Here is a 13,338-nt window from a genome sequence, read left to right as displayed (position 1 = left end):
AAAGAAGCCCCGCCGAAATTCCGGCGGGGCTTCTTTTTTATTTTTACTCCTTTCCGCCTTTCTGACGCAACTCATTCACAAATAAATGAGCTCTTCGCGTGGGCTCGGGAAGACGATAGCCGCCATCGCAGCGAAGCGTCAGGTCAAGGGCTGCGGGTAGATCGATCAGATGGCCGGGCGAAATGAACACCGGATTGACTTTGTTCTTGGTCCTTAACGCCGCACCAATGGTTTCACCTTTGTGCATCATGGGCGACCAGTGGCCGCGTTCAAGAGCAGGTTCGGAGAAAGTACCAACTAATACCGATTTACCACAACCGAAAGTCGGACGATCGAGCCACAAGCCCATGTGGGTTGCAATGCCCAGGCGTCGTGGGTGCGCCAGGCCATGACCATCAAACATGACCACGTCGGGAACAGTTTTAAGCTTTTGCCAGGCTTCCAGCAGGGCCGGGCCTTCCCGGAACGTCAATAGTCCGGGTACGTAGGGAAACGATGCCGTCGTAACCACCCCCGCTTCCTCTATCACTTCCAGCGTATCTAGGCGCAACACCACTATACCAGCGTAAACGGTTTCCTCGTACTTGTTAAATGAAATATCACAGCCCGCAATCGTTTCGGGTGGGTTGGATAGTGGTTCTATAACGATATGCTGCCGCAGTTCTTCCTGCAACCCCACCGCTTCGGCGGGCGTAACGTTCCAGGGATGCAGAGTGAGGTGGAATGCCATTTTTTAGTGAGGAATAAAAATTATCAATCAACTACATATCAGCAACTTAATCTAAAACCAAAAACCAAACGCCGAAAGCCGATGGCCCATAGCCTCATCGGTGTTTCGTCACACCTACTTGCTCACAATAGGGCAGCACGGGACAGGTGGAACATTTTGGCAGATTACCCGTGCAGATGTGCTTGCCAAAGGGCATGAGGAGGCGGTTGATTTCAGTCCAGAGTTCTATGGGTACTTTTTGTTCCAGCACTTTCAGCGACTGCTCGGGCTGCTTGGTGTCAACATAACCCCAGCGATTGACGACGCGGTGGACGTGAACGTCCACGCTGATCGCCTGATGGCCTGCCGCCACGCCAAGGGCCAGGTTAGCGCACTTGGGGCCGACGCCTTTCAGGGCGGTTAATTTAGTAAAGTCGGCGGGTAGTTCACCGGCATATTCTTCGACGGCAGCTTTTGCGATCCCCAGGATTGTATTGGTTTTCTGCTCGGGATAGGTGCTGCCGTAGAGTAGCGTGGTAAGCCGTTCGGGGCCAAGATTCACTACCTCCTGCGGTGTACGGGCTTCGGCGAACAGCCGCAGCGACACGGGAATTGTAGTCTCATCAAGGGTGCGAATGGAAACTACGCAGGAAATCAATTGCTCAAAAAGCGAATCGTAACCCCGCTTCGACAACTCGAACATGGCAGCTTTGGGGAAGGGGCGAATGGCGTCTTCAATGAGGCTGAGGACTTTTCTCAGGTCAAATTTTTCTTTCATGGTCGGTGTGGCTAAACTTTCCCGTGGTTGTCCCAATGGTCTTTGATGACTTTGTCGGCTTGATCCCTTATGAGCGTGCGGACGAAGCGATGGCCTTTGATTTTTCCCTTATCATCTTTTTTACCCACAAATAGCAAGATGGGGTGCCCTGCTTCGTCAGTCTTCATAGCGGCATCGTAGCGCTCGAAAGTGAAATCAATCATGGTGGAGGGCGCATAGGTTTTTTGCAGCTTTTTAAGCAATTTATCTCCTATCTTCATGATATTCAGCTTTTATCATTTACAAAAACACAGGCAGAATAAGCCATTCAACGAGCAGTCTGCCTATCGATACGGGCAGGAAATTCTTTTAGATACCGCAGTACCGCTTGCTCCTTGGCCTTGGCTTCCAGCATGATGTCAGCCTCCCGACCGTACAAATCGATAAAATCGTAGACATAGTCGGCATGCGCGACCTGGCTCACCAGCGGCTCTTCGAAGGCGCGGCGCGAGCTGGAATAGTGCACGATGGGCGTAATGCCCGTCGGCCAGGTCGAGGTGGCGGCGGCCATGGCTCTCTCTTCGCCCCATTCACCAGGATTGAGTTGATGGTGGTGGTAGTCGAAAACTACCGGAATACCGCTACGCCGATGGGCTTCCACCAAATCTTCCGTTGTGAAGAGGTTGCCCCGATCGTCATTTTCGACTGTCAGCCGCAGGCGGGCGGTGTCGGATAGTAGCTGGTAGTTCGCGCAAAAGCGATCGATGGCCGAGGCTTTGTCACCATAAGCACCACCTACGTGCAGGTTGATTTTGGCAAAAGGACTGCGGGGTAGTCCCAGCATATCCATGATTTCGCCGTGCTGACGCAGTTCCTTGTTGGTTTTGCGCAGCACATCGGCGCTCTTGGACGCCAGTACGTTGAACGGGCCGGGATGAAACGTCAGCCGAAGGTCGGCGGTCTGCGCTTTTTTACCTATCCGCGAAAGTACCTCCCGGATGGCGGCAATGTCAGGCAGATCGCTGAATTCGTATTCACTCATCCAGGGAAACATATCGCTGCTCATGCGGTAAAGCAGTAGTTTGTTCTCGATGTTCCAGTCGGTTATATTTTCCAGATCGGTGACGTTTTTCAGCGCCAGCTCCGACGCGTAGGCCGGGCCCTTGGCCAGAAAAGTCTTCTTCACCATCGAGCGGTTGACGGTGATTTTGTTTTCTGCCAAGAACATATTGATGCAGGCGTAGCCGATGCGCATGAAAGAGAAAATTTGAGTGTTTGGAATTTCGCGGTGGTGATTGGTAGGATAAAAAACTGTGCCGCTTAACTTTGTCAGGATTCAGGGGCAAACCAAGCCCGATGCTCCTGCGTTCATAACTATCGATTTACCAATCCTGCCCTGTATGAAATTCATCTACTGCCTTTGTCCTCTCCTGCTTTCCTCCCTCCTGCTTATGGGCCAGACCGCCCACGAATACGAGATTGAGTTCCCCAACGCTGTTCACCATGAGGCGCGGGTATCCGCCACCTTTCTGGGACTGGAATCGGAGGTGTTGGCCCTTCGAATGAGCCGCACCTCGCCGGGCCGGTACGCCCTGCACGAGTTTGCCAAGAATGTGTATGATGTGAAAGCTACCGACGAGAATGGCAAGCCGCTTTCCGTCACCCGGCCTAACCCCTACCAATGGAATGTCAGTGGCCACAACGGAACCGTCAGGATTACTTATACGCTGTTCGCCGACCGGGGTGACGGTACTTACTCGCAGATCGACGAAACCCACGCCCATCTTAACATCCCGGCCACGTTCATGTATGCTCCCGACTATTCCCAACGGCCCATCCGCGTGCATTTCAAGCCGCGTACTGACCTGAACTGGAAAGTAGCCACACAACTGCGGCCGCTGGGCGGGGGCATGTATTCGGCCCCCAACCTCGACTACTTCATGGACAGCCCCACGGAAATCAGCAATTTCTCGATGCGGGAGTTTACCGAGACATCCAACGGAAAATCCTATACAATCCGCTTCGCGCTGCACCATGCTGGTACCGATGCCGAACTGGATACTTACATGGAAAGTGTCAAAAAAATTGTAGTCCAGGAAAAGGCCGTTTATGGCGAATTACCCGACTATGATTTCGGAACCTATACTTTTCTTGCCTGCTATATGGACAATGTTTCGGGCGATGGCATGGAGCACCGCAACTCGACGGTACTGACCAGCACCCGCAGCCTGGCCAACGGTGGCCTGAACCGCAACGCGGGAACGGTAGCTCACGAGTTTTTTCACGGCTGGAACGTGGAACGCATTCGTCCCAAGTCGCTGCAACCGTTCGATTATATGGAGGCCAACATGTCGGGCGAGCTGTGGTTTGCCGAGGGGTTCACGCAATATTATACAGGACTGATGCTCTGTCGGGCGGGGGTCATTTCGCAAAAGGAGTATGTCGACGGGCTGGCGGGCAGCCTTAACTACGTTATCAATTCACCCGCCCGCAAGTACTTCAACCCTGTGGAAATGAGTTACCAGGCCCCCTTCGTGGACGCCGCCGCTTCCATCGATCCCGTCAATCGCGAGAACACCTTCATTTCTTACTATACCTACGGCAGCGTGCTGGGCCTGGCCCTGGACCTTTCGCTGCGAGATATGGATGGAGGTTTATCACTCGACGGCTTCATGCAGTATGTTTGGAAAACCTACGGCAAGCCTGAGATACCTTATACCGCACGGGATTTGCAGTTGGCACTGGAAACCTATGCAGGCGAAAAATTCGGCAAGGAATTCTTTGCCAAATACGTCTTTGATTCCCAAATGCCGGATTACAAAAAACTACTGGAGTCCGCTGGTGTCCATTTTGAGCAACCGGGCAAAGGAAAGGCATACCTGGGTGCCTATCTGGATGTCCGTGATCGGGCAGCCACGCTGGTTGCTCAACCTATGGAAGGCAGTGCAGCCTATCAGGCTGGGTTGGCCAAAGGTGACAAAATTACTTCTATTGGTGGCAGGCCTGTTTCCGAGGACGCCAATCCGCAGAATCTGCTGGCGGCCTATAAATCAGGTGATAAAGTAAAGGTAGATTTCGAGCGATTCGGTCAACCCAGAACCACCGAGTTGACGCTGGGAGCGGACGCTTCGTACACTACCGTGTTGTTCGAGGGAAAATTGGCCGCAAAAGTTGGAGAAAAAAGGCAAAGCTGGCTAGGCGGGAAGTAAAAGTACTGCCAGCGACCAAAACGCTGGCAGTACTGAAATTAACATTACTCAGGCCGTTATCCGCCGCCGTCGCAAAAGCATCACTACCCCGAAAGCCACGACACCCGCTACGCCAGCCAGTATCAGACTCAATGTAGAATCTTTTTCTTTTTCTTTGGGTGGTATGAACACCAGTCCGCTGGCATTAACTACTGCCGGACGGTTCCGGTAGCGGCCTTGCGCGGGCAAAGCCTGACGATAAAAATTATCCGCCAATCCATCGAGCTGCCGCTGCATGGCCTTGCCGCGCATGGGTTGACCATGACCGGCTGCCACTACATTGGGCTTCAGATCGGCCAGTTTCTGAACAGATTTTTCGGCGGCGACCCAATCGTAATTAGCAAAGGCGGGCGGCCGGTTGATTGCCTGCTGCTGCGTAACGGTAGCCATGGCCGACTCCGCTTGTACGGTCGCCAGTGCGTCTCCCGCGATGAGTGTCTTATCGGCTTCACGCCACAAGCTCACATGCCCCGGGGCGTGGCCAGGCGTATGGAGCCATTTCCAGCCGTCCAGACCCGGAACGTGTCCGTTGGCAGGTAGGGCCACCACCCACCTGCGTATGTCGATGGGTGTCATCGGAAATGTCCACGAAAGAGTGGATATCAGTCCGCCTCCTACGGTCGGATCTGCAGGTGGATATGAGGAACGTCCTGTGAGATAGGGCATTTCCATTTTGTGGGCATACACCTGAATATTCCATTCCTGAGCCAGTTCCTTGACTGAACCCGCGTGATCGAAATGGCCGTGGGTTAGAATAATGCAGGCAGGACGGTTATCCTCACCGAAAAGGTCTGCGGCCATTTTCTTGACACTGCTGCCCGAAATTGGCAATCCGGTATCGATCAGCACCCACTTTCCGTCCGCTTCATTCTGCACCATGTACACATTCACGAAATATTCTTTCATACCCCAAATGCCATCCGCCACCTGAAAATAATCGCCTTTTCCAATCATTTTAGCCCAATCCATATCTGTATATAATTTGTTATTCTATGATCAAATTCAAATACAGTGCAGTTTAAAAAACTGTGCCGTCTTCACATCGAATTTTTGTCCAAACCTGCTTTTGATTCCTAAAAACAGCAGAAGGCGGTATAAACTTATTGTTCCAGGCTGATCAGGCTTCCTGATATTTCTTTATTTTTGGAAAAATTCCGATCGCCTTTTGACTCATTATTCATGAAAAAACATTTCCTCTTTTCGCTTCTTCTGCTGCCTTTTATTGTCTTCTCTCAAAATCTCAAAGCCCCTGAGGTCAATATTATCGCCAAGGTTAAAGCCGATATGCCTCAGACGCTGGACCTGCTGAAAGAAGTAGTGAACATCAACAGCGGCACGCTTAACCATGCGGGCGTACGGGCCGTGGGCGACGTCTTCAAGCGCGAGTTCGACGCGATGGGCTTTACCACTGAATGGGTCAAACTACCCGATTCACTCAATCGCGCCGGACATTTTGTAGCCACGCGGAAGGGGAATCAGGGTAAAAAACTTTTTTTAATCGGTCACCTCGATACGGTTTTTGAAAAATCCATGCCCTTCACGCCCTTTACCAAACTCAACGACTCCACCGCCACCGGGCAGGGAGCCAACGACATGAAGGGCGGAGACGTAATGATTGTGGCTGCACTGAAAGCCCTGCACGCCAACGGTTTGCTGGACAATACCTCAATCACCGTTTATTTCACGGGCGACGAGGAAAGTTCCGGCAAACCTACTTCGGTGAGCCGGAAGGATTATATCGATCGCGCCAAAACCTGCGACATCGCCCTGGCTTACGAGACGGCGCAAAGTTTCGGCATCGCGGCCACGGCCCGCCGCGGCGCAAGCGGCTGGGAGTTAACTACCCACGGCCAAACCGGGCATTCGTCCGGAGTTTTTGGAAAAAGAGCGGGCTATGGTTCGATCTACGAAGCAGCGCGCATTCTCAACGAGTTTCGCGAAACGCTGAGTGCGGAGCAGTATTTGACGTTTAATCCTGGCGTGATGGTAGGTGGTACCGAAGTCAACTACGATCCCAAAACTGCCAAAGGCGAAAGCGTGGGCAAAACCAACATCGTGGCCCAGAAAACCATCGTCACGGGCGACCTGCGTTTCCTGACTGAAAGCCAGAAAGAAAATGCCCGCACTAAAATGCGTGAAATCGTGGCCAGGAACCTGCCCGGCACCTCCGCCGAAATAGAGTTTTCCGATGGCATTCCCGGCATGGAACCCAAGCCGGGCAACGTCAAAGTACTGGCCGTGCTGGATCAGGTAAGTCGAGATCTGGGCATGGGTCCTGTCAAAGCAGGTGATCCGGGTTCGCGGGGAGCGGGAGACATTTCCTACATCGCCGAATATGTGGATTGCCTCGACGGACTTGGTGCTTCCGGCAGCGGTGCGCACGCGCCGGGTGAAACCATCAACTTGAAGGAATATCCGGCCTTGATCCAGCGGTCGGCGCTGCTGATGTACCGGCTGACGCGGTAGTTTTATTTCCCACCAGAACTTTGCTATTACTTATCAGCTTTTCTGGCCTCCACGATTGCCCGAAAAGGCCCATATTTATGTTGGCGCTCGGAAAATGAATCCGCATACGGACCGTATGGCGCATCAATCGGTTTTTTTGAAACGTCTTTCCAGTCGCCGTTCTGATCTTTGTGCGGATGCGGACGGGAATTGACGAAGGCGGCCAGGTCCCACGCTTCTTCGTCGGTAAGTTGGGGGGCCAGGTAAGTAGCGCCGAAGGGCATATTGTTCTTTACGTACCCGGCGAAGGAGCCGAGCCGGTAGAGACCTGCGCCATCGTTGTAGCTGTGTTCACCCCAAAGCGGCGGATATACATAAACCGCTGCGCCGGGCATAATCAGCCCTTCGCCGTTGGCCCCGTGGCAAACCTGGCATTTGGCTTTATAAATCAAACTACCCTTTTCAGGATCAGCGGCACGATCGAGAAAAGGTAGTTTTTCCAACCCCGTACCTTTGGGCGTCACGCCTTTCGGTACGTCCTGCCCAAGCCACCGCATGTAAGCCACCATTGCCCGCATTTCGCGACTGCTGCTATCGGGAGCGGTGCCGTTCAGGCTGCGCTCGAAGCAGTCAGATATCCGCTTTATCACAGACTCCACGCTGCCCGACCGCGTCCGGTACTTTGGATACGTGGCGAACACTGCCGCGTAGTTGTTGCCCATGATCTTCGTTCCGGCTTCCAGATGGCAATTCTGGCAGTTCATTCCGTTGGTGTTTTGCTTTACGCTGCCTTTCGGACCAAGGTACATGGCGGTCTGGGCAACCAATTCCCTTCCATAAAGGATCAAAGTACCTTCCGCGTTTTTAGGTATATCAGCCAGTTTGGGGGCGCGCCAAAGGCTATCCGACCCGGCAGACTCCACAAGCTGATACGCATTGGTAGTATAACCCGCCCGAAAATCAAATGCCACCAGAAGTCCGGCGGTGACAATCAGCATGAGGGTAGCGGTTTTGACGAATGGTGGCAGGCTGTTCATTTTCCTTGACTATTAGAATAAAAGTAAAGATAAGAAAGCCTGGCTCTAAGTAAAATTTGGGTACTTTTCTATTTGCCAATTAGAAAAGTACCGCCCAGTCGTAAGCCATCCAGGTCTGCAAAAGTGGTGGGCGTGGTATATCTGGTGAGGCTTTTGCTGTAAAGCAAGTCAACCGAGGCGCGTTTTCCTATCCTGAAACTCACACCCAAGGCAGCTTTGGCCGTAAAGCTGTTGTCCCTGATGTTGGTAGTTTCTCCATTTACTTCAATATACTCTCCCGTCGCCAAGTTCCAACCCGTTGAGGCTTGCACGAAAGGTTTGACCTTCCAATCTGTGAAGTAGTAGCGCGTGAAAAGTTCGGGTGAAAAATTGGATTCATTGCGTTTCCAAATCGGCTGCGGAAAGAAACTGCTGGCCCCAGCCAGATTATTGATGGAACGGTAATTTCCGTATGAAAACTGCAAACCAGTCGCCCAACGGCGAGCAATGAAATAGCCTAGCTGTCCGGTACCTGACCAGGTGGTACTTCTCAAACCTTCTCCCCGGCCCCCTCCCCCGGTCCCGTTGGCACCGATAAACAACTGTCCTTTTTGCATGGTTGCGCTGGCCGGATTGCTGCTGGAAGGAATCGCCGCCGGTGTTTGGGCCAAAACCGGTAGACAGAGTCCGCTAATGGTAAGGGCTAAAATGAAATTCTTCATGGGCAGATGAGTTTTCATTAAAATGGCGGAAGAAATTTTCCCGGGAGAAATCAACACAAATTCTCTCTCGCCGGGTTTAGAGTAGAGAGCCCCAACTATCTAAATGGTTGGAACAACCGACGAAGGAATTGTCTCACTACAAATACAAATGTTAAAAATCATGAAGCTTCATCCTCTATTTCTGGCTATTGCGTTACCCTTTCTGGCAAGCTGCACCACATCTTCTTCGCAACAAAAAACCGCCGCTGAAACCGCCGCCGACACCAGCGTGTACGGCCGGGTGACCGCCACCCGCGACGGTATCGGCAAAACCTACTATGGCCGGGAAATCGCCCACGTGATGGGCTTCGGCGGAGCAAGCTGGCTGGAACGCGACGAGCGGCAAGAGGAAGAAAACACCGCCCTGGCGATCAGCAAACTACCCATTAAGGCCAGCAGCGTAGTGGCCGACATCGGAGCTGGGACGGGCTACTACACCTTCCGGATCGCGCCCAAAGTACCCCAGGGCAAGGTGTTTGCCGTGGACGTTCAGGACGAGTCGGTGCAGTTTTTACGAAAAAAGGCCGGGCAACTGGGCCTGAAAAACGTGGAGGTCGTGAAAGGTGACGCCAAGTCGCCCAACCTGCCGGATGCCTCGGTAGACCTGGCGATCATGGTCGATGTGTATCACGAACTGGAATATCCGCACGAAATGCTGCAAAACCTGCGGAAGGTTCTGAAAGCTGATGGGAAAATCCTGCTGCTCGAGTACCGCAAGGAGGACCCGTCCATTCCAATCAAAGAACTTCATAAGCTCAGCGTGGCTCAAGCCAATAAAGAGATGGCCGCCAGTGGCTTCAGATTGATCCAGCGGGGCGACTTCCTGCCGATCCAGCACTTTCTTCTGTACCAGAAAGAGTGAGATCCTATTTCTTGCTTACTTTTGATAGTCAACGGTTAACCCGAACCTGGTATCAAATCGAACCCCAGACTATCATGAAAATATTGTATGCGGTGATGCTGACACTATTGGTCACGCTATGCGTTTACGGCCAATCGTCGCCCAGCCCGAAAGACACCACTTACGTTTTCAATCTGCTCAAAAAAGGAGAGGCTGTCGAGAAGAAAAATATTACTGACGCGCTTGCCTTTTATCGGAAAGCCTTCGCTTATTCAAAGAAAACCAACAATACCAAAGGATATTTCGATAGTGTGCGGTTGCTGGCTTATGCACTCAATAATCTGGGACAACACGATGAAGCTTTAAAAATTGCCAAAGGCGCTTTGCGCAAAGCCCGGCAAGACACCTCGAAACGCAATATCGGGTTGAGCCACTTTGCCATCGCCAGCACTTCTTTGTACACGGGGGATTATGAGACGGCCATTGCGAATTACAAAGAGGCAGCAGGCTATTTGCGGGCAACCGGGAATAAAGCAAATGAGGCAGCGATCAACCAAAACCTGGGCTACATCTATGCTGAGCAGCACATGTTTGGAAAAGCCATAGAGTACTACCGCAAGTCCCTGGCTTACGACACTACTGCAAGCGACAGAAGAGCAGTGGCTGTGGACTATTTCAGTATTGGCGTGGCATTGGACAGCGACGGCAAGATCAGCGAATCCAAAAAATTTTACCTGAAAGCGCTGGAATACGTCGATCAGGAAAATGATCTCGATTTCATGATCAGCATTTACAACAATATCAGTGGGCAATACAATCGGGAAGCCCGGTACGACTCAGCGATGTACTACCAGAAGGAGGCGCTGCGCATGAGTCGCGAATTAGGTAGTCCGCGGCACGAACTACACCTTCTGGCCATGATGGCAGAAACCCAAAACCTTTTGAAAAATTATTCAGAAGCTACGCGCCTGCTTGACCAATCCCACGCCATCGCTCAGAAAAGCAACGCAAGCCTGAGGGAGTTCCGGAATATTTATGCAGAATACGCCACCGCCAGCGAAGGTCGGGGCGATTATAAAGCTGCCACCCGGTGGCTCAACAAATACGTTGAATCAAACGACTCGCTCATTACTCAGGATAATAAAGAACTTCTGCAGGATTACGAAGTAAAGCTAAAAAAGGCGGAGAGCGCCCAGCAACTTGCCGAAAAGGAACGGCAAATCGACCAGCTCGAATTTAAAAGTGAACGCCAGAAATTCTGGCTCCTGGTGGCGGCCCTTGCCGGCTTCGTTGTCATGGGCGGGCTGCTGTTCGCTTATTTGTACGCACATCAACGGCGGTTGGCGGCCAACAGCGCCCTCGTAGCGGCTCAGCGTGAAAATGAGTTGGCTATTGTGCAATCCGAGCTTCAGGGCCAGAAAAAAGAGCGATTGCGTATTTCAAAAGAGATGCACGACGACCTTGGTGCGTCGCTGACGGCCATCGGCCTGCTCAGCGAGGTAGCCAAACGACGCATGGGGGCCGAAACTACCCCCGAAATTGAGAAGATTTCCAGTATTTCGGCCGAAATGGTTACCGCCATGAATGAGATTATCTGGTCTCTGAACAACAAGAATGACAGCCTTAACGGCCTCATCGCCTACACGCGTTCGTACGCCAGTGAATTTATTGAGAACACGAACCTGATATTGCGCACCAACGTGGAAGAGTCGCCCTACGAGCTCACGATGCGCGGAGCCGACCGCCGCAATGTGTTCCTGACGGTAAAAGAAGCCCTCAACAATGTGGTAAAACACGCGCAGGCTACCAAAGTGACGCTTACGATTCTGCCGGAAAAAGACAGATTACGAATCGAAGTTGCAGACGACGGCAGAGGCTTCGTCGCCAAAAGCGAGCCAGGTACCCGCAATGGGTTGGGGAACATGAAGGATCGGATGCGGGAAGTAGGCGGAGAATGCGAAATAATTCCTTCGACACGGGGTACTTGCGTAAAAATAACCTACCCTTACCCGCAGGCACCGAAAGATAAAATAATGCAAATGAAGTATAGCGAATGAGTCGGAAAACCGGGAGTTTTGCCCTATGAAAACTACCATCACCGTTGCCATAGTTGAGGATAAGGAGCCGATCCGGCAATCGCTGGCCATTTTGGTGGGCGGGGCCGAAGGCTTTTTCTGCCAGTCTACCTATGAGACTGCTGAGAAAGCCCTGGCCGAACTACCCCGGAATTGCGTCGATGTGGTACTTATGGACATTGACCTGCCCGGCATGAACGGCATTGAGTGCGTGCGGCAGTTGCGCCCCGTCTGCCCTGACACGCAATTCATGATGTGCACCATGTACGACGAAGACGAAACCGTCTTCGAAGCCCTCAAAGCAGGAGCCAACGCCTATATTCTGAAACGCAGCCCTCCTCATAAGTTATTGGAGGCCATTACTGAACTACATGAAGGCGGCTCACCTATGAGCAGCACCATCGCCCGCAAAATTGCCCTTTCCTTTCATCAGGATACTTCCGCACCCAGCGAGCTCGACGTACTGACACCCCGCGAGCGTGAGATTCTGGAAAAACTCTCCAAGGGACACAGCCATAAAGAAGTAGCCGTAGAGCTGTTCATCAGCCCCACCACTGTGCGCAAGCACATCTTCAATATCTACGAAAAGCTACAGGTGCACTCGAAGGTGGAGGCAGTGAACAAGTTTTTGGGGCGTTGATTCGTCAACAAAATCATACAAACGCCATATTGTGAGCGGCCTGTCAGCCCGGTAGTTTTGTCACGATGATTAATGGTAATCATTGACACGAAACCACCTTGCACTCATGAAAAAGCTAATCGTACTTCTATTCGTAGTTTCAGCCTTCACCTCCTGTAAGACAAAAGACCCTGAACCCAGGACAGCCGCCGAAGCCGTTTCAGGTACGTATGATCTCACCTCGTTCAAATTCGGGTCGGGGGCCGACATACTGGACATCCCCAAAATGCCCTTTACACAAAGTGGCAAAACCATATCGGGCACCATCGGCCTGATCAGAGTTGCCGACGATACGGTGGACATGAAAATCACGCTGGAATTCACGGGCGAACAACCCGAATCATTCGATCTGGATGGGCTGGAAGTCAGGAAAAAGAGCGAGGGCTACGGGCTGTATATAGATGGCGAACTGGTAGCTGATGCCGACGGCCAGAATATCATCTTCGATTATTCCGAAATCGATGCGGATACCGGTGCAACCATCGTGCTGAGATTTATCGCTGAGAAGTAAATCCGGCAAACATCCACACTTGTACTTGTCGATTCTTTTTTGATGGAGTTTCCTTCTGTGGAAACGCCATCTTTTTTTTAGAAGTCCTTTGAAAAAAATCGTATTCACGTCAAAAACTTGGCGAAAATGGCTTGATTATTGCTCACCTCCGCGTCTTCATTTCCATAGTGCTTAGCATGTATTTTGACCGACGTAAACACTTGACTATCAGACCAAAAACCAGGATATTATATTTTATGATAAAATAAATTTTTGGTTGATTATTGGAATTATTTTTGCTGGAAATAGCTGACCGT

General features: G+C 51.8%; 13 protein-coding genes. 6 read left to right on the top strand and 7 right to left on the bottom strand.

What is annotated here, in order from left to right:
- Nucleotides 1-43: 43 nt before the first annotated feature.
- The 4 genes from nfi to uvsE all read right to left on the bottom strand — a co-directional run bounded on the left by nfi (nt 44) and on the right by uvsE (nt 2,721).
- On the bottom strand, nt 44-730 hold the full coding sequence (nfi, locus tag IE117_RS16615; RefSeq protein ID WP_189565603.1) for a deoxyribonuclease V: 687 nt from the start codon (nt 728-730) through the stop codon (nt 44-46).
- Between the two features lie 94 nt (nt 731-824).
- The gene (locus IE117_RS16610; protein ID WP_189565602.1) at nt 825-1,487 is read right to left on the bottom strand and encodes an endonuclease III domain-containing protein; all 663 of its coding nucleotides are present in this window, start codon (nt 1,485-1,487) and stop codon (nt 825-827) included.
- Nucleotides 1,488-1,498: 11 nt separating this feature from the next.
- Nucleotides 1,499-1,747: a hypothetical protein gene (locus IE117_RS16605; RefSeq protein WP_189565601.1), complete on the bottom strand. Its 249-nt coding sequence runs from the start codon at nt 1,745-1,747 to the stop codon at nt 1,499-1,501.
- A gap of 47 nt (nt 1,748-1,794) precedes the next feature.
- A complete protein-coding gene (uvsE, locus tag IE117_RS16600; protein ID WP_189565600.1) occupies nt 1,795-2,721 on the bottom strand; it encodes a UV DNA damage repair endonuclease UvsE in 927 nt (308 codons plus the stop codon).
- Between the two features lie 145 nt (nt 2,722-2,866).
- Here uvsE and IE117_RS16595 point away from each other — a divergent pair, with 145 nt between their 5' ends.
- The gene (locus tag IE117_RS16595; RefSeq protein WP_189565599.1) at nt 2,867-4,675 is read left to right on the top strand and encodes a M61 family metallopeptidase; all 1,809 of its coding nucleotides are present in this window, start codon (nt 2,867-2,869) and stop codon (nt 4,673-4,675) included.
- A 48-nt stretch (nt 4,676-4,723) separates the two neighbouring features.
- On the opposite strand, the gene IE117_RS16590 is transcribed toward IE117_RS16595, so the two are convergent.
- A complete protein-coding gene (locus IE117_RS16590) occupies nt 4,724-5,683 on the bottom strand; it encodes an MBL fold metallo-hydrolase (RefSeq protein ID WP_189565598.1) in 960 nt (319 codons plus the stop codon).
- Nucleotides 5,684-5,893: 210 nt separating this feature from the next.
- On the opposite strand from IE117_RS16590, the gene IE117_RS16585 reads away from it, so the two are divergent.
- Entirely contained in the window at nt 5,894-7,180 is a 1,287-nt protein-coding gene (locus IE117_RS16585; protein ID WP_189565597.1) for a M20/M25/M40 family metallo-hydrolase, read from the top strand.
- A gap of 26 nt (nt 7,181-7,206) precedes the next feature.
- On the opposite strand, the gene IE117_RS16580 is transcribed toward IE117_RS16585, so the two are convergent.
- Both IE117_RS16580 and IE117_RS16575 read right to left on the bottom strand, forming a co-directional pair.
- On the bottom strand, nt 7,207-8,196 hold the full coding sequence (locus IE117_RS16580; protein WP_229581040.1) for a c-type cytochrome: 990 nt from the start codon (nt 8,194-8,196) through the stop codon (nt 7,207-7,209).
- A gap of 68 nt (nt 8,197-8,264) precedes the next feature.
- The gene (locus tag IE117_RS16575) at nt 8,265-8,897 is read right to left on the bottom strand and encodes an autotransporter outer membrane beta-barrel domain-containing protein (RefSeq protein ID WP_189565596.1); all 633 of its coding nucleotides are present in this window, start codon (nt 8,895-8,897) and stop codon (nt 8,265-8,267) included.
- Nucleotides 8,898-9,057: 160 nt separating this feature from the next.
- Here IE117_RS16575 and IE117_RS16570 point away from each other — a divergent pair, with 160 nt between their 5' ends.
- From IE117_RS16570 to IE117_RS16555, 4 genes are all read left to right on the top strand, one after another.
- On the top strand, nt 9,058-9,798 hold the full coding sequence (locus IE117_RS16570) for a class I SAM-dependent methyltransferase (RefSeq protein WP_229581038.1): 741 nt from the start codon (nt 9,058-9,060) through the stop codon (nt 9,796-9,798).
- Nucleotides 9,799-9,872: 74 nt separating this feature from the next.
- The gene (locus IE117_RS16565; RefSeq protein WP_189565595.1) at nt 9,873-11,834 is read left to right on the top strand and encodes a tetratricopeptide repeat-containing sensor histidine kinase; all 1,962 of its coding nucleotides are present in this window, start codon (nt 9,873-9,875) and stop codon (nt 11,832-11,834) included.
- A gap of 25 nt (nt 11,835-11,859) precedes the next feature.
- Nucleotides 11,860-12,492 (top strand): response regulator, encoded by a 633-nt coding sequence (locus IE117_RS16560; RefSeq protein ID WP_189565594.1) that lies wholly within the window; start codon nt 11,860-11,862, stop codon nt 12,490-12,492.
- 106 nt (nt 12,493-12,598) lie between these two features.
- Nucleotides 12,599-13,042 (top strand): hypothetical protein, encoded by a 444-nt coding sequence (locus IE117_RS16555; protein ID WP_189565593.1) that lies wholly within the window; start codon nt 12,599-12,601, stop codon nt 13,040-13,042.
- The last annotated feature ends 296 nt before the right edge of the window (nt 13,043-13,338 follow it).

This window comes from Persicitalea jodogahamensis, from assembly GCF_014651615.1.
Taxonomy (GTDB): Bacteria; Bacteroidota; Bacteroidia; order Cytophagales; family Spirosomataceae; genus Persicitalea; species Persicitalea jodogahamensis.
The sequence above is the reverse complement of the archived record's forward strand: the minus strand, read 5'-3'. Positions and strand labels throughout refer to the sequence as shown.

Excerpts from the sequence above, each read along its gene's own strand:
- IE117_RS16560 (WP_189565594.1), top strand. The coding sequence starts at position 11,860 with ATGAAAACTACCATCACCGTTGCCATAGTTGAGGATAAGGAGCCGATC.
- IE117_RS16595 (WP_189565599.1), top strand. The coding sequence starts at position 2,867 with ATGAAATTCATCTACTGCCTTTGTCCTCTCCTGCTTTCCTCCCTCCTG.
- IE117_RS16590 (WP_189565598.1), bottom strand. The coding sequence starts at position 5,683 with ATGGATTGGGCTAAAATGATTGGAAAAGGCGATTATTTTCAGGTGGCG.
- IE117_RS16580 (WP_229581040.1), bottom strand. The coding sequence starts at position 8,196 with ATGAACAGCCTGCCACCATTCGTCAAAACCGCTACCCTCATGCTGATT.
- uvsE (WP_189565600.1), bottom strand. The coding sequence starts at position 2,721 with ATGCGCATCGGCTACGCCTGCATCAATATGTTCTTGGCAGAAAACAAA.
- IE117_RS16570 (WP_229581038.1), top strand. The coding sequence starts at position 9,058 with ATGAAGCTTCATCCTCTATTTCTGGCTATTGCGTTACCCTTTCTGGCA.
- IE117_RS16585 (WP_189565597.1), top strand. The coding sequence starts at position 5,894 with ATGAAAAAACATTTCCTCTTTTCGCTTCTTCTGCTGCCTTTTATTGTC.
- IE117_RS16555 (WP_189565593.1), top strand. The coding sequence starts at position 12,599 with ATGAAAAAGCTAATCGTACTTCTATTCGTAGTTTCAGCCTTCACCTCC.
- IE117_RS16575 (WP_189565596.1), bottom strand. The coding sequence starts at position 8,897 with ATGAAGAATTTCATTTTAGCCCTTACCATTAGCGGACTCTGTCTACCG.
- nfi (WP_189565603.1), bottom strand. The coding sequence starts at position 730 with ATGGCATTCCACCTCACTCTGCATCCCTGGAACGTTACGCCCGCCGAA.
- IE117_RS16605 (WP_189565601.1), bottom strand. The coding sequence starts at position 1,747 with ATGAAGATAGGAGATAAATTGCTTAAAAAGCTGCAAAAAACCTATGCG.
- IE117_RS16565 (WP_189565595.1), top strand. The coding sequence starts at position 9,873 with ATGAAAATATTGTATGCGGTGATGCTGACACTATTGGTCACGCTATGC.
- IE117_RS16610 (WP_189565602.1), bottom strand. The coding sequence starts at position 1,487 with ATGAAAGAAAAATTTGACCTGAGAAAAGTCCTCAGCCTCATTGAAGAC.